Annotated in this window: 16 protein-coding genes and 1 pseudogene; 6 read left to right on the top strand and 11 right to left on the bottom strand. The window is 71.5% G+C overall.

What is annotated here, in order from left to right; genetic code table 11:
- Nucleotides 1–24: 24 nt before the first annotated feature.
- The gene (locus CHR28_RS12700; protein WP_094053798.1) at nt 25–753 is read left to right on the top strand and encodes a creatininase family protein; all 729 of its coding nucleotides are present in this window, start codon (nt 25–27) and stop codon (nt 751–753) included.
- A gap of 188 nt (nt 754–941) precedes the next feature.
- On the opposite strand, the pseudogene CHR28_RS12695 reads toward CHR28_RS12700, so the two are convergent.
- The 5 genes and pseudogenes from CHR28_RS12695 to CHR28_RS12675 all read right to left on the bottom strand — a co-directional run.
- A pseudogene (locus CHR28_RS12695) lies at nt 942–2,138 on the bottom strand (lysylphosphatidylglycerol synthase transmembrane domain-containing protein); the annotation flags it as partial.
- The gene (locus CHR28_RS12690; RefSeq protein WP_094053684.1) at nt 2,135–3,259 is read right to left on the bottom strand and encodes a class I SAM-dependent methyltransferase; all 1,125 of its coding nucleotides are present in this window, start codon (nt 3,257–3,259) and stop codon (nt 2,135–2,137) included. The pseudogene CHR28_RS12695 and the gene CHR28_RS12690, both read right to left, overlap by 4 nt.
- Nucleotides 3,256–4,461 (bottom strand): glycosyltransferase family 4 protein, encoded by a 1,206-nt coding sequence (locus CHR28_RS12685; protein WP_094053683.1) that lies wholly within the window; start codon nt 4,459–4,461, stop codon nt 3,256–3,258. Before CHR28_RS12685 ends, CHR28_RS12690 begins: the two co-directional genes overlap by 4 nt.
- The gene (locus CHR28_RS12680) at nt 4,458–4,856 is read right to left on the bottom strand and encodes a 6-pyruvoyl trahydropterin synthase family protein (RefSeq protein ID WP_010043117.1); all 399 of its coding nucleotides are present in this window, start codon (nt 4,854–4,856) and stop codon (nt 4,458–4,460) included. Before CHR28_RS12680 ends, CHR28_RS12685 begins: the two co-directional genes overlap by 4 nt.
- 172 nt (nt 4,857–5,028) lie before the next feature.
- Nucleotides 5,029–6,009: a zinc-dependent alcohol dehydrogenase gene (locus CHR28_RS12675; RefSeq protein ID WP_094053682.1), complete on the bottom strand. Its 981-nt coding sequence runs from the start codon at nt 6,007–6,009 to the stop codon at nt 5,029–5,031.
- Between the two features lie 108 nt (nt 6,010–6,117).
- On the opposite strand from CHR28_RS12675, the gene CHR28_RS12670 reads away from it, so the two are divergent.
- Nucleotides 6,118–6,879, top strand: coding sequence for a CDP-alcohol phosphatidyltransferase family protein (locus tag CHR28_RS12670; protein WP_094053681.1), 762 nt, complete (start codon nt 6,118–6,120; stop codon nt 6,877–6,879).
- 15 nt (nt 6,880–6,894) lie between these two features.
- Here the strand turns inward: CHR28_RS12670 and CHR28_RS12665 are convergent, their stop codons facing one another.
- Complete coding sequence (locus CHR28_RS12665) at nt 6,895–7,275, bottom strand: winged helix-turn-helix transcriptional regulator (protein ID WP_094053680.1); 381 nt, start codon at nt 7,273–7,275, stop codon at nt 6,895–6,897.
- Nucleotides 7,276–7,393: 118 nt separating this feature from the next.
- Between CHR28_RS12665 and CHR28_RS12660 the strand changes: the two genes are divergently transcribed.
- The 3 genes from CHR28_RS12660 to CHR28_RS12650 all read left to right on the top strand — a co-directional run bounded on the left by CHR28_RS12660 (nt 7,394) and on the right by CHR28_RS12650 (nt 10,091).
- Entirely contained in the window at nt 7,394–7,795 is a 402-nt protein-coding gene (locus CHR28_RS12660) for a RidA family protein (protein ID WP_094053679.1), read from the top strand.
- Nucleotides 7,796–7,896: 101 nt separating this feature from the next.
- Nucleotides 7,897–8,856: a nucleotide-binding protein gene (locus CHR28_RS12655; RefSeq protein WP_094053678.1), complete on the top strand. Its 960-nt coding sequence runs from the start codon at nt 7,897–7,899 to the stop codon at nt 8,854–8,856.
- 122 nt (nt 8,857–8,978) lie between these two features.
- Entirely contained in the window at nt 8,979–10,091 is a 1,113-nt protein-coding gene (locus CHR28_RS12650) for a hypothetical protein (RefSeq protein ID WP_094053677.1), read from the top strand.
- 27 nt (nt 10,092–10,118) lie between these two features.
- Here CHR28_RS12650 and CHR28_RS12645 read toward each other — a convergent pair whose 3' ends face one another.
- The 5 genes from CHR28_RS12645 to CHR28_RS12625 form a co-directional block, all read right to left on the bottom strand.
- Nucleotides 10,119–11,996, bottom strand: coding sequence for a discoidin domain-containing protein (locus CHR28_RS12645; RefSeq protein WP_094053676.1), 1,878 nt, complete (start codon nt 11,994–11,996; stop codon nt 10,119–10,121).
- 140 nt (nt 11,997–12,136) lie between these two features.
- A complete protein-coding gene (locus tag CHR28_RS12640) occupies nt 12,137–13,495 on the bottom strand; it encodes a GH1 family beta-glucosidase (protein WP_094053797.1) in 1,359 nt (452 codons plus the stop codon).
- A 29-nt stretch (nt 13,496–13,524) separates the two neighbouring features.
- On the bottom strand, nt 13,525–14,364 hold the full coding sequence (locus CHR28_RS12635) for a carbohydrate ABC transporter permease (protein WP_094053796.1): 840 nt from the start codon (nt 14,362–14,364) through the stop codon (nt 13,525–13,527).
- Between the two features lie 8 nt (nt 14,365–14,372).
- Nucleotides 14,373–15,362: a carbohydrate ABC transporter permease gene (locus tag CHR28_RS12630; protein WP_094053675.1), complete on the bottom strand. Its 990-nt coding sequence runs from the start codon at nt 15,360–15,362 to the stop codon at nt 14,373–14,375.
- A 5-nt stretch (nt 15,363–15,367) separates the two neighbouring features.
- On the bottom strand, nt 15,368–16,684 hold the full coding sequence (locus CHR28_RS12625; RefSeq protein ID WP_094053674.1) for an ABC transporter substrate-binding protein: 1,317 nt from the start codon (nt 16,682–16,684) through the stop codon (nt 15,368–15,370).
- A 253-nt stretch (nt 16,685–16,937) separates the two neighbouring features.
- Between CHR28_RS12625 and CHR28_RS12620 the strand changes: the two genes are divergently transcribed.
- The gene (locus tag CHR28_RS12620) at nt 16,938–18,740 is read left to right on the top strand and encodes a coagulation factor 5/8 type domain-containing protein (RefSeq protein WP_094053673.1); all 1,803 of its coding nucleotides are present in this window, start codon (nt 16,938–16,940) and stop codon (nt 18,738–18,740) included.
- The last annotated feature ends 33 nt before the right edge of the window (nt 18,741–18,773 follow it).

The raw sequence follows: 18,773 nt of genomic DNA, 5'->3' as shown, positions 1-18,773 counted from the left end.
GCAGAGACGAAAGGCCGTGACGTGATGAGTGATCTGGTGCCGGCGGACACCACGGAAGACGTACGGACGCGGGGCGCCGATGTCTCACGGCAGGTCGCGGTGCTTCCCGTGGGGAGCTTCGAGCAGCACGGTCCGTACCTTCCCCTGGCGACCGACACGCTCGTCGCCTGTGCCGTCGCGCGGGAGATAGCCGGCGCGTACCCGGTGCACCTCCTTCCTCCGGTGACGATCTCGTGCTCGCACGAGCACGCGGCCTGGCCGGGGACCGTCAGCATCTCCTCGGTGACCCTTCATGCGGTGGTACGGGACATAGCGGCCTCGCTCCGCCGGTCCGGGGTCGACGCCCTGGTGGTGGTCAACGGGCACGGCGGAAACTACGTGCTGGGCAACGTCGTTCAGGAGTCCAACGCCCGCGGCGAGCGGATGGCGCTCTTCCCGGCCCCGGAGGACTGGGAGGCGGCGCGGGAGCGGGCGGGTGTGGTCACTTCGCTGCTCACCGACATGCACGCGGGGGAAATAGAAACCTCCATCCTTCTGCACGCTCATCCCGAAATGCTCCGTCCCGGTTATGAGACCTCCGATTTCGTCGCTGACGACCGGCGTCATTTGCTCACCCTCGGCATGTCTGCCTATACCGATTCCGGTGTCATCGGCCGTCCTTCGCTGGGTTCGGCGGAAAAGGGGAAGGAACTCCTGGCGAGCCTCGCGGATTCCTTCGGCACGTATTTCTCGATGCTGACCTCCGAGGCGTAGCCGCGCCGGGGCACGAGGCCGGTACCCGGGTCCGGGTCCGGGGCGATCCGGGTCCGGCCGGCTGCCTCGGCCGCGGTCCCGTCGGTGGCGCGCAGGTTCGCGTACCAGCGGGCGACGAGGACGATCAGGCCGGGCAGGCTCGCCACGAGGCTGAGCACCCCGTAGACGACCGCGACGGCGAGTCCCCGGCCGGCGCCGAGGCCCGCGGCGCCGAATGCCCAGGCGGTGACGCCCTCCCTCGGGCCCCAGCCGCCGACGTTCAGGGGCAGTCCCATCGCCAGCAGGGCGAGCACGGCGAGCGGCACCAGGACGGCCACGGAGGCGGTGGTCCCGGCGACGCGGGCGGCGAGGACGAACATGGCGACGTAACCTGCCAGGACGACCACGGAGGAGGCAAGCACTCCGGGTCCGTTGCGCCGGGACAGCAGGACTTCGCGGGCCTCGGCGAGGAGCGCCCGGACCTTCCCGCCGCGGGGCGCCCGCGAGGGCCGGTTCATGCGCAGGGCGAGGACGACGGCGAGGGCGCCCAGTCCGGCCAGGGCCGCGAGCGGCGCGACGTGCCGGGCCTGGGCGAGCACCGGGGACGGCATGGTCAGCAGGACGACCGCGGCCGCGGCGAACAGCGCGAGCTGCCCGGCGGTCCGTTCGAGGACGACGGCCTTCACGCCGCGCCGCAGGTCCCCCTCGCTCTGCCCGTGCCGTACCGCCCGGTGGACGTCGCCGAGGACGCCGCCGGGCAGGGCCGCGTTGAGGAACAGCGCGCGGTAGTAGTCGGCGACGGCGGGCCCGAACGGCAGCCGGATGCGCAGACTCCGGGCGACGAGCGCCCACCGCCACGCGCTGCACACGGTGGTGACGGCGCCGATGCCGAGCGCGAGCAGCAGCGTCACGGCGTCGATCCGGCGCAGCCCGTCGAGGAAGGCGCCGGTGCCGAGCCGCCAGAACAGCACCGTGATGATGGCGACGCCGGCGACGGTCCCGATCCGCGTACGGGCCTTGCGAGAGCCGAGCCGGGCAAGAAGGACCCGCAGCGGGCCACGCCCCGAGTCACCGGCGCGGGACCCGGACACCTCCGACCCGGCCGTGGACGACGGGGCACCGGGCACCTCGGCGGAGCGGGCCGAGTCCGGGCTGCCCACGGAGCGGGCCGCGTCCGCACTCCCCACGGGAGAGGCCGTGTCAGGCCTCCCCGCGGAGCAGGCCGCGTCCGCACTTCCTGCGGGGCGGGCGGCGTCCGGGCTCCCCGCGGGGCGGGCCGCGTCCTCCTCCCCCGGCCGGTGAGCCGGAGTCGGGGGCGCCGTTTCCGGCGCCGGGTGCGTCGCCGGTGGGGCGGCGGCCGCCGTGCCGTGGGGCCGGGGGCGGGTGCCCGTCGCCTGGGGGGTCATGACGCTCCGTCCGCCGGGCGGCACAGGGCCAGGAGGTCGGTGTGGTGGACCGTGACGCGCAGCTCGCCGGCCGCGCACTGGCGCAGGCGGTTGTTCAGGTAGACCTCCGCCTCGGCCCGCAGCTCGGGACGCTGCTCGACGGCGGCGCCGACCCAGCCGCGCAGCCACTGCTCGGTGAGCGCGGCCTGCTCGGGCCCGAGCCGCCAGGGGCTCGGATGCAGCCGTACGGTCGCGCCGTGCGCGGAGAACGCCTCGGCCGCCACCGTGACCGCGTCGGGGCCGAGCAGGCCGTCCCGGCGCTGGTGGTCGTTGAACGCCCGGGCGATCTCCGCGTCGAGCGGGTGGGGCGGGGTCAGTTCCACCCGCCCGGCGACGGACAGCGTCAGCAGGGCGGGGCAGCCGGCCCCGGCGCAGGCGGCCGCGAGCGTGTCGATCTCCTCGCGGGTGAGGACGTCCAGCAGGGCGGACGCCGTCACCAGGGAGGCGCCGTGCAGGGCGTCCGCGGTGAGCCGCGCGACGTCACCGCGCCGGGTCTCCACGCTGACCCGGCTGCCGTCGGCGGCCGAGCGCGGGGACGCCACGGCGGCGAAGTGCAGCAGATAGGGGTCGCGGTCGTGCAGGATCCAGTGCTGCGCGCCGTCCAGGCGGGGGGCGAGCCAGCGGCCCATCGAGCCGGTGCCGCAGCCCAGGTCGTGGATGACGACGCCCGATTTGCCCGGCAGGTTGGCGAGCCGGATCCGCAGCGGATCGAGCAGGTCGTGCGCCCGGGCGGCGGCATCGGCCGGTTCCCGCAGCTCCAGCCACTCGGGCGCGTACCGGGGCGGGTCGTCGGGAGCGGCCTCCCGCAGCTTGACGGTGGGCCGTGTACCGGGCGTGCCGCTGGGACCGGCGCCGGGGATGACCGCGCCACCGGCGTGGGTCGGAACGGACGGGCCACCGGGGCCGGACGGGCCACCGGGACCGGCGATGCCGCCGGGGCCGGACGGGCCACCGGGGCCGGTCGGGCCGGACATGCCGCCGAGGGCCGCGGGGATCATGCCGTTCTTCGCCTCCACGGCCTCGCCGGGCCCGGGCTGGGCCGGGATCGGCCCGCTCCGCTTCGTCGTCGCCGGGTTCGTCATGCGGCCCTCCGGGGTTCGGTCGGGAGCCGGCGCAGGACAGCCGCCAGGCTCTGTGCGGTCGTCGCCCAGCCGTCGAGGGCGGCGCGGCGGCTGCGGGCGGCGGCCTTCAGCCGGCGTCGTACGTCCGCCTCGCCGAACCAGCCGCGCAGTTCGGCGGCGATGGCGGCGGGGTTCTCCGGCGGCACGAGGATGCCGGGCACCCCGCCGTCGGGCGCGCGGCCGACCGCCTCGGGAAGGCCGCCGACGTCCGTCGCCAGCACCGGGATGCCCCGGGCCAGCGCCTCGGTCACGGCCATGCCGTATGTCTCGGCGTAGGAGGTGAGGACCATCAGGTCGGCGGTGGCGTAACTGGCGTCCAGCGCGGCGCCGGACTGCGGCCCGGCGAGCTCCAGCCGGTCCTGAAGGCCGTGCCGCGCGATGAGGGACCGCAGGTGGGCGACGTACTCCGGGTCCTGGGTCAGGGCGCCGACGCACACGCAGCTCCACGGCAGGTCGGTCACCGTGGCCAGCGCCTCCACCAGCCGGTGCTGTCCCTTGCGCGGGGTCACGGCGGCCACGCACAGCAGCCGCGACACGCCGTCGGTGCCGGGCGCGAGGGGCGCGATGTCGGCGCCGGGGGCGGCGACGTGCACCCGCTCCGGGGGCAGGCCGTGGTGGGCGACGAGGCGGCGGACCGCCCAGTCGCTGGTGGCGATCACCGCGTCCACCGCCCGCAGCACCGCCCGCTCCCTGGCGTCGAGTTCGGCGGCGACCGTCGCGTCGAGCCCGGTCTCGTCACCGAGCGGGAGGTGGACGAGCACGGCCATGCGCAGCCGCTCCGCCTCCGGTACCACGATCTCCGGCACACCGCAGGCCACGAGCCCGTCGAGCAGGACGGCGGCGCCGTCGGGCAACGCGGCCAGCGCGCGGGCGAGTTCCGTCCGGGCGGCGGCCCCGGGCCGGGGCCACCGGCCGGCCACGGCGTGCTTGTTCACCTGCCAGCCGAAGCCGGGCAGGTCCAGGCAGACCCGCCGGTCGTAGGCGTTGCCGCCGCTCGGGGCCGCCGGGTCGTCGACGCCGCCCGGCAGCACGAAGTGCACGGTGCGCAGGGACATGGGGATGATCTCGGCGTTCTTCAGGGCGGCATGCTGCACGGGCACGTAGTTGAGGCGCGCGGGTGCGGGTCCGGCCGGCCCGGGCCGCTCGACGGTCGTGTCGGTCACAGCGCACGCTCGTAACTCGCCCAGGCGATGTGCGACTCGTGCAGGGTGACGGTGAGGCCCGCGATGCCCTTGGCGCCCTCGCCCAGCGCGCCCTTGTGGATGCGCTCGGCGAGCCGGTCGGCGATGACCTTGGCCAGGAACTCCGTGGAGGTGTTGACCCCGGCGAAGTCGGGCTCGTTGTCGAGGTTGCGGTAGTTCAGCTCGCTGACCACGGCACCGAGTTCCTGCGTGGCCAGCCCGATGTCGACGACGATGTTGTCCTCGTCCAGCTGTTCGCGCCGGAACGTGGCGTCCACCAGGAACGTGGCGCCGTGCAGGCGCTGCGCCGGTCCGAAGACCTCGCCGCGGAAGCTGTGGGCGATCATGATGTGATCGCGGACGGTGATGCTGAACAACGGACGACCCTCCAGGTGCGGCGCGTCTGCTCCCCCGCTGATGGCTGCCGGGGATGCCGGGTAGTACGGCTGCTTCCCTTCCCCCGTTCAGTGTCGGCTACGTCTTTTCTCAGGTCAGGCGCTCTTGCCCCGCCGATGTCGTACCGGATGGAACGAATCGTCAGCCGATGCGTCAATCGCTCTCGTCGTAACGGACGCGGTGGCACAGGGCGGGGATCTCGCCCGAGGCGAGTCCCGGCAGCACGTCGGGCAGGTCCTCGAAGGCGGATTCGCCCGTGACGAGGGCGTCGAGCGCCGGGTCGGCGAGCAGGTCGAGGGCGACGGCGAGCCGGTCGGCGTAGCTGCGGCCGGGGCGGGCCGGGGAGACGGTGCCGACCTGGCTGGAGCGGATGGTCAGGCGCCGGGAGTGGAAGGCCTCGCCGAGCGGCAGGCTGACCTTCCGGTCGCCGTACCAGCTCAGTTCGACGACGGTGCCCTCGGCGGAGAGGAGTTCCAGGGACCGGGCGAGGCCCTGTTCGGTGGCGCTGGCGTGGACGACCAGGTCGCGGTCGCCGTCGGCGTCCTGCGGGGTGGCGAAGGAGACGCCGAGCGCCTCGGCCGTCTTCGCGCGGGACGGGTCGGCGTCGACCAGCTGGACGCGGACGCCGGGGAAGCGGGCGAGCAGGGCGGCGACCGAGCAGCCGACCATGCCGCCGCCGACCACGGCGATCCGGTCGCCGATCAGGGGCGCGGCGTCCCACAGGGCGTTGACGGCGGTCTCCACGGTCCCGGCGAGCACGGCCCGTTCGGCGGGCACGGTGTCCGGGACGGGCGTCACGGCGCTCGCCGGCACGACGTACCGGGTCTGGTGCGGGTAGAGGCAGAACACCGTCCGCCCGGTGAGCGCGTCGGGACCCTCCTCCACCACGCCGACGTTGAGGTAGCCGTACTTCACCGGGCCCGGGAAGTCGCCCTCCTGGAACGGGGCCCGCATGGCGGTGTGCTGGCTCTCGGGCACGCCGCCGCGGAAGACCAGGGTCTCGGTGCCGCGGCTGACACCGGAGAACAGCGTGCGGACCAGCACCTCGCCCTCGCCGGGCTCCGGCAGGGCGACGTCCCGGATCACGCCTCGGCCAGGCGAGTCGATCCAGAACGCGCGTCCGGTGTGCTTCATCGAAGTCCTCCTGAACGATCGGGAAGCTGCTTGCGTACCGAGGGGTGCACAGGCCGCGCACAAGGTAGCGGCGTTGATCGACTCTGTCACACGGCCGGAGGGTGTTCGGTGGCCCTGAACAACACTTACGACGCGAGGCTCGTACAGCAGGAGACCGCCGTGGGGGCGGGAGTACAGGTCCTGCTGCTGGCCCTGATCGGCACGGCGATCGGGATGGGCCCGGCGGGCTGGCTGAGCGGCCTCGCGTTCGCGATCGCCACCTGGGCGGTGCTCTCCCGGGCCCTGCACCGCTCCCGGCTGCGCTCCTTCGGCGCGGCGAACCGGGTCACCCTCGGCCGGGCCACCCTCGTCGGCGGTGTCACCGCGCTGGTCGCGGACTCCTTCCAGAGCTCGCCGCCGGTGTCGCTGTTCGTCGGGCTGACGGCGGTGGCGCTGATCCTCGACGGCGTCGACGGCAAGGTCGCCCGCCGCACCGGCACCTCCACTCCGCTCGGCGCGCGCTTCGACATGGAGGTCGACGCGTTCCTGATCCTGGTGCTCAGCGTGTACGTCTCGATGGAACTGGGCCCGTGGGTGCTGCTGATCGGCGGCATGCGGTACGTCTTCGTCGCCGCGGCCCGGGTGTGGCCCTGGCTGACCGCGGCCCTCCCGCCGAGCACGGCCCGCAAGACGGTCGCCGCGCTGCAGGGCGTGCTCCTGCTGCTGGCGGGTTCCGGTCTGCTGCCTTACGCGGCCAACTTCGGTGTCGCCGCCCTCGCCCTGGGCCTGCTGGTGTGGTCGTTCGGCCGGGACGTGCTGTGGCTGTACCGGACCTCGCGGACCGAACAGGCGCCGGCGCCGCGTCCGGTGCGGGAACTGGTCGCGGGCTGACGCCCCCGGGCCTGGTCAGGCGCCGAACCGCCCCCGGGCCGCCTCGATGTGACCGAGGTACTGGTGGGTCCAGCCGCAGATCAGGTCGACCGTGGCGCGCAGGGCCCGGCCCGGTTCGGTGAGCGTGTACTCGACCCTGGGCGGCACGGTGGGGTGCACCTTGCGGTCGACCAGGCCGTTGCGCTCCAGCATCCGCAGGTTCTGGGTCAGCATCTTGTGGCTGACGCCCTCGACCTCGTCGCGCAACTCGCTGAAGCGGAGGGTGCGTTCGCCGAGGGCCTCGATGATCAGCAGCGCCCACTTGTTGGCGACGTCCGAGAAGATCTCCCGCGCCAGGGAGTCCGCCCGCCGGAGGTCCGCGTTCTCCGGCACGTCCCTGAGCTGCTTGGTCACCATCTGGTTCCCCTGTCACCGAAAAGTGCGTTCTTCCAGGTCGGCGTTCACTCTCCTACGGTTCCCCTGTAACCACAAGAGAGCACGGAGCGGATCCGGGCTCGACGGAAGGACGGGAACCATGAGCACCCTCGACCTCTACGACCACGGCATCCCGGCGGAGAAGCACTTCGGCTACACGCAGGCGATCAGGTCGGGCGAGCTGATCCACGTCTCGGGCCAGCTCTCCTTCGACGACGCGGGCGACTTCGACCCCGAGGACGACATCGCCGCCCAGTTGGCGCGCACCTACGTCAATCTCGACAGGGTCCTGGCCCACTACGGCGCCACCCGCAACCAGATCGTCTCCCAGACGCTGTACGTGGTGGACCTGGTGCGCAACGCCGACGCGGTGGCCGCGGGCAACCGGGCCTACTTCGGTACCCACCGCCCGGTCAGCACGGCCCTGGGCGTCACCGAACTGACCTTCCCCGGGCAGGCGGTCGAGATCAGCTGCGTGATCGACACACGCCTGCCGGCCTGACGCGGGACGTCCGCCGGTCGGCGCAGGCAATTTGACAGTGGCGACGATCACTCCCTAAAACCTAGTCACATGACATCCATTTTCAAAACAGTGGGCCGGTCGTGAGGGTCGCGTTCGTCGGCAAGGGCGGCAGCGGCAAGACCACGCTGTCGGCGCTCTTCTCCCGCCATCTGGCGCGCTCCGGCGCCCCCGTGCTCGCCGTCGACGGCGACATCAACCAGCACCTGGCCGAGGCGCTGGGCCCCGAGGAACGACCCGCCGTCCCCCTGGGCCCGCACCTGACGGACATCAAGGACTTCCTCCGGGGTGACAACCCGCGCATCACCTCCGCGGAGGCGATGCTCAAGACCACCCCGCCGGGCCGCGGCTCCCGTCTGCTGCGTCCCCTGGGCGACGACGCGCTGCACGCCCGGCACGTCGGCCGGGCGGGTGGCGTCCCGCTGATGGTCACGGGCGAGTTCGACGAGTCCGACCTGGGGGTGGCCTGCTACCACTCCAAGCTCGGCGCGGTCGAGCTGTACCTGGGCCATCTGCTGGACGGCCCCGGCGAGTACGTCGTGGTCGACATGACGGCGGGCGCGGACGCCTTCGCGTCGGGCCTGTTCACCCGCTTCGACGTCACGTTCCTGGTGGCCGAACCGACCCGCAAGGGCGTCTCGGTCTACCGCCAGTACCGCGACCACGCCGAGCAGTTCGGCATCAAGGTCGCGGTCGTCGGCAACAAGGTCACGTGCGAGGACGACCTGCTCTTCCTCAAGGAACAGGTGGGCGACGACCTGCTGACGCACCTGGTGCAGTCCCCCTGGGTCAGGGCGGCGGAACAGGGCCGGGCGCGCGGTGACCTGGAACCCCACAACCGGCACGCGCTGAACGTCCTGCGCGAAACGGTCGACGCGCAGCCCCGCGACTGGCCCCGCCTCCACCGCCACGCGGTCGACTTCCACCTCCGCAACGCCCATGCCTGGGCGAACGACCGCATGGGCAAGGACCTGGCGGCCCAGGTGGACCCTGACTACGTACCAGGACCGCCGGCCCCGCTCCGAGAAACCCCGGCGCCCTGACGGTGACCGAGGGAGGCGTTAATGTGACGCCTCATTGGGGTGTGATGACGCACGTGATGCCACAGGGGAAAGGCTCGCGATGTTCGCGGCCTGGCCGTGTGGCAAGCGCCTGGGGGGTAGCCGTGATCGAGACGCCGATCGACGCCGATGGTGAGGACGAGGCCGACCGCAAGGTCGTCGAGCAGGAGCGCGAGGAGATCAAGGAGTTCGTCAAAGGGCTGAGCGCGAACGACATCAAGTCGGGGAACTGGTTCACCAAGCTCATCGCTCAGGCCATGAACTCCTACACCGAGAAGGTCGACTGGCAGTACTTCCAGGAACGGTACGAGGGTGTACCCGCGGATGCCATTGTCGATCAGCGGATCAAGATGGCGGCCCGCTATGCCGCCCTCGAGGGTGGGCTGTCCGCCGGTGCGTACTCGGCGGCCATCATCGCGACCCTCGGGAGTCTGGGCGGCGCCTCGGCAGCGACCGTTCCGGCCGCCGTCGCGACCATGATGGTGGACGTCGTGTTCATCACCCGGCTCCAGCTCCGCCTGGCCTACGACATCTCCGTCCTCTACCGGGTCCCGCTCGACGTCTCCGATCCCGAGGACATGTGGAAGCTCATTCGCGTGTCCTTCACCATCAAGAGCGGAGAAGTGGTCCGGGAAGGGGTGCTCAAAGCGGTGCCGGCTCTGGTGCGGCCGGTGATCAAGCGCTTCTACTCCAAGGCGGTTCTGAGCGCGGCGAAGGGGCTGCCCGTCGTCGGGAAGTTCCTCCTGCAGCGCAATGTCATCAAGGTGGGGATCCCCGTCGTCGGCGTCCCGCTCGCGGTCGTGCTGAACCGCTACACCACACTGCTGGCCGGTCGACATGCTCAGGCCGTCTTCCGGAACGAGGCACGGGTCATCGAAACGGCCGAGGGCCTCACCAAGCGCAGCCGGCACCCGCAGTTGATGCTGTGGGTCGCCTGGCTCGTCATCAGGGCGGAGCGCAAGATCGCTGACGACGAGGCGTTGCTGATGCGACACCTGGTGAGGCTGGTCCGCGAGCAGCATGAGGTTGTGGATGAACAACTCGCACATCTGGTAGACGTCGATCCTGCCGAGGTGTGGCGTCGTCTGGACGCCGAGCCGGGTGACCTGAGCGACGTCGTCGACGCAGCCGAACGGGTGGCCACCGTGGACGGCCCCCTCACCACGCGCGAGAAGGCCGTCATCGCCGAGCTTCGGCAACGCTGCCACCGGGTCTGACCTCAGAACGAACCCGCGGGCAGGGCTTCAGCCCTTCTGTTCCACCCGCACCCAGTCCACCTCCGCCCGCACTCCCCCGGCCGCGATGCGGTCCACGCTCGACTGGGGCAGGCCCCAGTACGGGGTCGTCACCTTGTTCCAGCCTGCGGGGTAGGCGCCGCCGAGGGCCAGGTTGAGGATCACGTACTGGTTGTGGCCGAAGACCCACTGGCCGCGGGTGGATTCCAGCTTGTTGCGGGTCGTCTCCTGAACCAGGCGGTCGTCGACGAAGAAGCGCATCGTCGTCGGGGTCCACTCGACCGCGTACGTGTGCCACTCGTCCGCCCGGCCGCCCCCGGGGTACACCTGGCGGGCGCCGATGTTGCCGTCCGCCGAGTAGCCGGGGCCGTGCAGTGCGGTGCTGGTCCAGTCGGCGTAGCCGACGTTCTCCATGATGTCCGTCTCGCCCGAGGAGGGCCAGCCGACCGACGGGTCGTCCACGTCGCTGCCCAGGAGCCAGAACGCCGGCCAGAAGCCGTCGCCGACCGGGAGTTTCATGCGGGCGCTGACCTTGCCGTAGGTGAAGTCGAACCGGGTGTGGGTGTCGATGCGGCCGGAGGTGAAATCGTAGGTGCCGCCGCCCGCCTGGGTGCAGCCCTTGCAGTGCTTGGCCGACAGCACCAGGGCGCCGTTCTCGGTGCGGACGGTGTCCGTGGAGTCGACGTACGCCTGTGCCTCGCCGTTGACCGAGCCCATCTCCGTGCCGGTGCGCACCACCCGCCACTTGCCGCGGTCCAGGGCGGGGGTGGTGAAGTCGTCGAAGAACGTGGTGCGGTAGGTGCCGGACTGTTCGCCGGGGAGCGCCGGGTACGCGGCGCTCGCACTGCCGCCCGTGCCCCAGACCTCGAACTCGTAGAGGGAGTAGCCGAACTGGGCGGTGGCGGGGGCCGGGTTGTGGAAGGAGCGGCGTTCCTTGCCGAGCATGCGGACGTAGCGGCCCGTGACCGGCTGGGGCGGCCGGACGGAGTCGTGCAGGCCGACGGCCTCCGCCGGTGACTTCACGTTCGCGCGGCGCGTCGCGACCTCGGCGGCCGACGGGCGGTACACCGTGCGCCAGGTGCGGTTGTCGTCGGACACCTGGAGTTCGTAGTCGACGGCGTAGGCCGCCTCCCAGTACAGGTCGACCGTGTCGATGGTGGCGGTCGCGCCGAGGTCGACGGAGACCCAGCGGTTCGCGTTCCAGTCGCTGGACCAGCGGCTGACGTCGGCCTTCAGGTCCGCCGGTCGGCCGCCGTCCGTCACGAACGCCGGGGAGTTGCCCGCGTGCTGGTAGTAGTTCGCGTAGGCCGGGTGGTTGAGGGCGAGGTTGGTGCGGGTGGTGGACGCGGGGGCCGGTTCGCCGCCGTAGATCCTCATCGACCACAGCGAGTAGCCCCAGGCGGTGGCCCGTTCCACGCCGCGCAGGCGGACGTAGCGGGCCGTGACCTCCTGCGGGTAGGTGTGGGCCGTGACCGAGCCGCCGGTGCCGGCGGTCTCCGTGAAGAAGGGCGTCCAGTCGGTGCCGTTCTTCGACGCCTCCAGGACGTAGCGCTTGCCGTAGGCGGCCTCCCAGTCGAGGACCACCCGGTCGACGCGGATCGTCGAGCCGAGGTCGACGCGGAGCCAGGCGGTGTCGGAAAAGTCGCTGGACCAGCGGGTGGAGCCGTTGCCGTCGAAGGCGCGGCCGGGGGACGTGTCGGGGTTCTCGCTGCCGGACGCCGTGACGGCGGCCGGGTTCACGGCGTAGGCGGCCGCCGCGCGGTCCGTGTCCCAGGCGGCGGCCGCTGCCCGCGTCTCGGGGGCGGGGGCCGCGAAGGCGGGGCCGGCGGTCAGCAGCGTGAGGGCCGCGAGTGCGGTCAGGAGGGTGCGGGACGTTCGGGACGGCATGGCTCTCCTCCGGTTCGGTCCTGCTCATGACGGGTGCGGGTGTGTGACGTGTACCTGACATACAGAAAGGCGCGCCGACGCCGCCGGCGAGCCGGGGTGGGCGTGACTCCCGCGTCCGCGCCCACCCCGGCCGTGGTGGGTCAGGCGGCCTCGCGCGCCCGGCCGCGGTGCGAGCGCACGACCTCGGCGTACCGGTGGCCCGTGCCCTTGATCGTCCGCTGCTGCGTCGCGTAGTCCACGTGGACGAGGCCGAACCGCTTCTCGTAGCCGTACGCCCACTCGAAGTTGTCCAGCAGGGACCAGGCGAAGTAGCCGGCCAGCGGGGCGCCCCGGCGGGCGGCGGAGGCGCAGGCCGCAAGGTGCCGCAGGAGGTAGTCCTGCCGCTCGGGGTCGTCGATCGTGCCGTCGGGGCGGACGACGTCGGGGAAGGCCGAGCCGTTCTCCGTCACGTACAGCCGGCGCGCGCCGTAGTCGTGCGTGAGGCGGAGCAGCAGGGTCTCGATGCCGCTCGCGTCGATCTCCCAGTCCATGCCGGTGCGCGGGACGCCCTCGCGGCGGACGGCCCGGGCGTACGGGGCGGGACCTTCGGGGTCGTCGGCCACCGTCTGCGGGAAGTAGTAGTTCAGGCCCAGCCAGTCCAGCGGGGCCGCGATGGCCGCCGAGTCCCCGGCCTGTTCGGGGAGTTCGACGCCGTAGACCTCGCGCATGTCCTCCGGGAAGCCCCGGCCGTGCACCGGGTCGAGCCACCAGCGGTTGGTGTGGCCGTCCATGCGGCGGGCCGCCGCGAGGTCCTCGGGGCGGTCGGAGGCCGCGTGGATGGTGGAGAGGTTGTTGACGATGCCCACCTGGGCGTCCGGGGCCGCCGCCCGGATCGCCCGGGCCGCGAGGCCGTGCCCCAGCAGCAGGTGGTAGGAGGCGCGGACGGCGGCGGTCAGGTCCGTCCAGCCGGGGGCCATCTTGCCTTCGAGGTGGCCGATCCACGCCGAGCACAGGGGCTCGTTGAGGGTGGCCCAGTGGCTGACGCGGTCGCCGAGCCGCTCGGCGACGACCGAGGCGTAGTCCGCGAACGCCAGGGCGGTGTCGCGCTCCGGCCAGCCGCCGCGGTCCTGCAGCGCCTGCGGCAGGTCCCAGTGGTACAGGGTGACGGACGGGGTGATGCCGGCCTCCAGCAGGCCGTCGATCAGCTCGTCGTAGAAGGCCAGGCCCTTGGGGTTGACGGTGCCGTCGCCGCCCGGGACGACGCGCGGCCAGGCGATGGACAGGCGGTAGGCGTTCACGCCGAGCTGCCGCATCAGGGCGATGTCCTCGCGCCAGCGGTGGTAGTGGTCGCAGGCGACGTCGCCGTGGTCGCCGCCGGCGGTCTTGCCGGGGGTGTGCGAGAAGGTGTCCCAGATCGACGGCGCACGGCCGTCCTCCGCCACGGCGCCCTCGATCTGGTACGCCGAAGTGGCCGTGCCCCACAGGAAGTCGTCGGGGAGGGCGGCATAGTCGATGGTCACGGAAGTCCTCTCGGGAACGTACGGGTCGGTCACTTGACGGCTCCTGCCGTCAGGCCGGCGACGAGATAGCGCTGGAGCAGCAGGAAGCCCGCGACGACGGGGACGCTGACCACCAGCGAGGCGGCCATGATCTGGTTCCAGTACACGTCGTTGAGGGTCGAGTAGCCCTGGAGGCCGACGGCCAGGGTGCGGGTGGTGTCGTTGGTCATCACCGAGGCGAACAGGACCTCGCCCCAGGCGGTCATGAAGGCGTAGACGGCCACCGCGACGATGCCGGGGACGGCCGCCGGGACCACGACCCGGAACAGCGCGCCGAGCGGGCCGCAGCCGTCGACCAGCGCCGCCTCGTCCAGGTCGCGCGGCACCGAGTCGAAGTAGCCGATCAGCATCCAGATGGAGAACGGCAGCGAGAAGGTGAGGTAGGTGAGGATCAGACCGCCGCGCGAGCCGAACAGGGCGATGCCGGTGGCGTTGCCGATGTTGACGTAGATGAGGAACAGCGGCAGCAGGAAGAGGATGCCGGGGAACATCTGTGTCGACAGCACGGTCACCGTGAAGACGCGCTTGCCGCGGAAGTCGTAGCGGCTCACCGCGTACGCCGCGAAGACCGCGATCACCACCGAGCAGACCGTCGCCGCGCCGGCCACGATCAGGGAGTTGAGGAAGTAGCGCGCCAGCGGGACCGTCGACCAGATGTCGATGTACGGGCGGATGGTGAGCTCGGTCGGCAGCCAGCGGAACTTGCCGGTGACGTCCGCGAGCGGCTTGAGCGAGCTGGACACCATGACGTAGACCGGCAGCAGCACGAAGCCCGTCAGCAGCGTCAGGAAGATCCGCCGGGACCACAGGAAGGACCGGGGCGGGGCCAGGGGTGAACTCATGAGGCGGCCCTCCGTCCGCGCGAGGTCAGCACCAGGTACACGCCGGTCACCAGCAGCAGGAACAGCAGCAGGAGCACCGACATCGCCGAGCCCGTGCCGAAGTTCCAGGTGACGAACGACGCCTGGTAGATGTGCACCGAGATCAGGTCGGCCGCCGCCGGCGCGGTCCTGCCGAACAGCACGTACGGCGTGTTGAAGTCGTTGAACGTCCACAGGAACAGCACGAGGACCAGCACCTGGTTGACCGGGCGCAGCGACGGCAGGGTGATGCGGCGGATCTGCTGCCACACCCCGGCGCCGTCCAGCGCCGCCGCCTCGTACAGCTCGCGCGGGATGTTCTGCAGTCCGGCCATGACGATGAGGAAGGCGAACGGCCAGCCCTTCCAGACCGACACCGTCAGCAGCGCGATGAAGCTGTTGTCGCCGATGAGCCAGAAGGACGGCTTGTCGGTGAGGCCGAGCTGGTCGTGCAGGACGTGGTTCACCAGGCCGTTGTCGTGCTGGAACATGAACACCCAGGTGATGACGGCCGCGTAGACCGGCAGGGCGTACGGCACGAGGAACAGCGCCCGCAGCAGGCCGCGGCCCCGGAAGGTGTCCTGCATGAAGACCGCCGCGGCCGTGCCGATCAGCCAGCACAGGCCGACCGACAGCAGCGTGAAGGCGACGGTGACGAGGAAGGAGTGCAGCAGCGCCTCGCCGACGGGGGCGTCGAAGTCCACCGACACCTTGTAGTTGTCCAGCGCGGCCCAGGGGGCGGTGCCCCAGTCGCGGATGTAGAACTGCGTGAGCTCCTTGAAGCTCATCACGACGCCGATCACCATCGGCACCAGGTGGACGAGGAGTTCGAGCAGCAGCGCGGGCAGGAGCAGCAGGTAGGGCAGGCCGACGCGGTGGATCCGTCCGGTGCGGCGGCGGGGGCCGCGCGCCGCACCGGACGGGCTCTTGCGGACCGGCGGCGTGCCGGCTTCAACCGTGGTGGTCATGTCGTTCAGGCCGCCGGCATCTGCTGCTGGGCCTTCTCCAGGGCCGCCTTGACCGAGGCGGTGGTGACCGCGCGTCCGGCGGCCGCGTCGGCGAACAGGTCCTTGATCGCCGTGCCGACGGCCGTCTCGAACTGTGACTCGTCGGCGACCTGCGGCAGCGCGACGGCGCTCTGGGCGAGGGTGTCCTTCAGGACGGCGTTGGCCGGGCTGGCGAACGCGGCGTCCGACTGGGCGGTCTTGACCGGCGGGATCGAGCTGTAGGCCTTGTTGAGGATCTTCTGCTCGTCGTCGCTGGTCATGAACTTCACGAACTTGGTGGCGCCGTCGAGGTTGTCGGTGTTCTTGAAGACGGCGAGGTTGATGCCCGCCACCATCGAGTTGACCTGCTTGCCGGTGCCGGGGGTGCCGGACTGGACGGGCACGGGCGCGACGCCGTAGTCGTCCTCGCTCATGCCCTGGGACTTGAGGTTGGCGGAGGCGGACTGCCACAGCAGCATCGCCGTCTTGCCCTTGGCGAAGTCGCTGACCGACTGGTTCTGCGCGTACTCGGCGTTGCCGGGCGCGATGACCTTGTCCTTGGCCATCAGGTCGACGTACTGCTTGACCGCGGCGACCGTCGCGTCACCCGTGAAGTCCGGCTTGCCGTCGGCGGTGAAGAAGTCGGCGCCGTGCTGCTTGGCGAAGACATAGGCGTGGTGGATGTTCTCGGACGCGTTCGAACCCTCGGCCCCCAGGCCCCACTTGCCGTCCTTGGAGACCTTCTTCCCGGTCGCGACCAGCTCGTCCCAGGTGGCCGGGGGCTTGGAGACGCCCGCCTCGGCGAACATCTTCTTGTTGTAGTAGAGCGCGTACGCCATCGAGTACAGCGGCACCGCGGCCGGGTCCTCGCCCTGGGCGCCGGTGGAGCCGAGCGCCGAGTCGACGAAGCGGTCCCTGCCGCCGATCTTGTCGAAGTTCTTCGCGTCCCAGGGCAGCAGGGCGCCCGTGGCCTGGAGCGAGGCGCTCCAGGTGTTGCCGATGTTCAGCACGTCCGGGCCCTGTCCGGAGGTGGTGGCGGTGAGGATCCGGTTGAGCAGGTCCGACCAGGGCACGACCTCCAGCTTCACCTTGATCCCGGTCTGCTTCTCGAACTTGTCGAGTTCGGGCTGGAGGACCTTCTTGTCGATCTCGATGCTGGCGCCCTGGTTGGAGGCCCAGTACGTCAGCGTCTTGGGCGAGTCGTCGGACCCGCCGCCGGTGGCGGAGCCACCTCCGCAGGCCGAGGCCGCGAGGACGAGTGACAGGGTGACGGCGCCGGCTGCCGCGGCTCGGGTACTGCGCATGCTGCTCGTGTCCCTTCCGGGAGGACGGGAGTTCGCCCCCCAGACCGTGCTCCCCCGCCGGGAGGGAGCCGTCATGGCTTAATTTAGGACGTGAGTTAATCCGTGGAAGGCGGACACGTCAAGGGTTTCGACGCACTCTCCGAACTCTCGCCGCACCCCTTGACGCATCTGTTCCACGCATGAACTATTCAGCGGCGAGAGAGCGCTCCCCGCACCCCACACCGTTCACTTCCTGAACCAGGAGAGCCGCCCCATGCCCACTGACTCCCCCTCGTCCGGCCTGCCCTCCCCCGGCCGCCGGGCCGTACTCGGCGCCGCCGCGGCGGCCACCGTGCTCGCCGGCCTGCCCGGCACGGCCTCGGCCGCCCCGGCCGAGGGCAGGCAGCCCGTCCGCAAGCGGCCCCGGGCCCTGCCCGGCGGCGGCGACCTCGGCCCCAACGTCGTCGTCTTCGACCCCTCCACGCCGAACATCCAGGGCAGACTGGACGAGATCTTCCGGCAGCAGGAGTCGGCCCAGTTCGGCACCGGCCGCTACCAGCTGCTGTTCAAGCCCGGCACCTACCACGGCCTCAACGCGCAGATCGGCTTCTACACCTCCATCTCCGGTCTCGGCCTCTCCCCGGACGACACCACCATCAACGGCGACATCACGGTCGACGCGGGCTGGTTCAACGGCAACGCCACCCAGAACTTCTGGCGTTCGGCGGAGAACCTGGCCGTCGTCCCGGTCAACGGCACCAACCGCTGGGCGGTCTCCCAGGCGGCCCCGTTCCGCCGGATGCACGTCCGCGGCAACCTCAACCTCGCCCCGACCGGGTACGGCTGGTCCAGCGGCGGCTACATCGCCGACAGCCGGATCGACGGCCAGGTGCAGCCCTACTCGCAGCAGCAGTGGTACACCCGGGACAGCGCGATCGGCGGCTGGCTCAACGGCGTGTGGAACATGGTGTTCTCGGGCGTCGAGGGCGCTCCCGCGCAGGGCTTCCCGAACCCGCCGTACACCACGCTGACCACCACGCCCGTCTCGCGCGAGAAGCCGTTCCTGTACCTCAGCGGCAACGAGTACCGGGTCTTCCTGCCGGAGAAGCGGACCAACGCCCGGGGCGTCACCTGGGGCAGCGGCACCCCGCGCGGCACCTCCCTGCCGCTGACCCGCTTCTACGTCGCCAAGCCGGGCGTCTCGGCCGCCACGCTCAACCAGGCCCTGGCCGAGGGCCTGCACCTGCTGCTGACGCCGGGCATCTACCACCTGGACCGGCCCATCCGGGTCGACCGCGCGGGCACGGTGGTGCTGGGCCTCGGCTACGCGACGCTCATCCCCGACAACGGCGTCGCGGCGCTCAGGGTCGCCGACGTCGACGGCGTCCGGCTGGCCGGGTTCCTCATCGACGCCGGGCCGGTCAACTCCCCGACCCTGCTGGAGATCGGCCCGGCCGGCGCCTCCCGGGACCACTCGGCCGACCCGACCACCGTCCAGGACGTGTTCATCCGCATCGGCGGGGCCGGCCCCGGCAAGGCCACGACCAGCATGGTCGTCAACAGCCGCCACACCATCGTCGACCACACCTGGGTCTGGCGCGCCGACCACGGCGACGGCGTCGGCTGGGAGACCAACCGGGCCGACTACGGCGTCGTCGTCAACGGCCACGACGTGCTGGCGACCGGCCTGTTCGTGGAGCACTTCAACAAGTACGACGTGCAGTGGTTCGGCGAGCGGGGCCGCACGATCTTCTTCCAGAACGAGAAGGCGTACGACGCACCCAACCAGGCCGCGATCCAGAACGGTTCGATCAAGGGCTACGCGGCCTACCGGGTCGGGGACAACGTGACCAGCCACGAGGGCTGGGGCCTGGGCAGCTACTGCTACTACAACGTCGACCCGACCATCGTGCAGCACCACGGCTTCGCCGCGCCGAACCGGCCCGGGGTGCGCTTCCACGACCTGCTCGTGGTGTCGCTGGGCGGCAACGGGCAGTACGAGCGGGTCATCAACGACACGGGGGCGCCGACGTCGGGGACGTCGACCGTGCCGTCGACGATCGTGTCGTACCCGTAGGGACGGGCGGGCGGCTGGGGGAACGGGCGGATG

The sequence above is a fragment of the Streptomyces sp. XY006 genome (genome assembly GCF_002237655.1).
Taxonomy (GTDB): Bacteria; Actinomycetota; Actinomycetes; order Streptomycetales; family Streptomycetaceae; genus Streptomyces; species Streptomyces levis.
This window is presented reverse-complemented; position numbering and strand designations above follow the sequence as displayed.

Coding starts and splice junctions, on each gene's coding strand:
- CHR28_RS12700 (WP_094053798.1), top strand. CDS start 25: ATGAGTGATCTGGTGCCGGCGGACACCACGGAAGACGTACGGACGCGG.
- CHR28_RS12690 (WP_094053684.1), bottom strand. CDS start 3,259: ATGACGAACCCGGCGACGACGAAGCGGAGCGGGCCGATCCCGGCCCAG.
- CHR28_RS12675 (WP_094053682.1), bottom strand. CDS start 6,009: ATGAAGCACACCGGACGCGCGTTCTGGATCGACTCGCCTGGCCGAGGC.
- CHR28_RS12665 (WP_094053680.1), bottom strand. CDS start 7,275: ATGGTGACCAAGCAGCTCAGGGACGTGCCGGAGAACGCGGACCTCCGG.
- CHR28_RS12660 (WP_094053679.1), top strand. CDS start 7,394: ATGAGCACCCTCGACCTCTACGACCACGGCATCCCGGCGGAGAAGCAC.
- CHR28_RS12645 (WP_094053676.1), bottom strand. CDS start 11,996: ATGCCGTCCCGAACGTCCCGCACCCTCCTGACCGCACTCGCGGCCCTC.
- CHR28_RS12630 (WP_094053675.1), bottom strand. CDS start 15,362: ATGACCACCACGGTTGAAGCCGGCACGCCGCCGGTCCGCAAGAGCCCG.
- CHR28_RS12625 (WP_094053674.1), bottom strand. CDS start 16,684: ATGCGCAGTACCCGAGCCGCGGCAGCCGGCGCCGTCACCCTGTCACTC.
- CHR28_RS12620 (WP_094053673.1), top strand. CDS start 16,938: ATGCCCACTGACTCCCCCTCGTCCGGCCTGCCCTCCCCCGGCCGCCGG.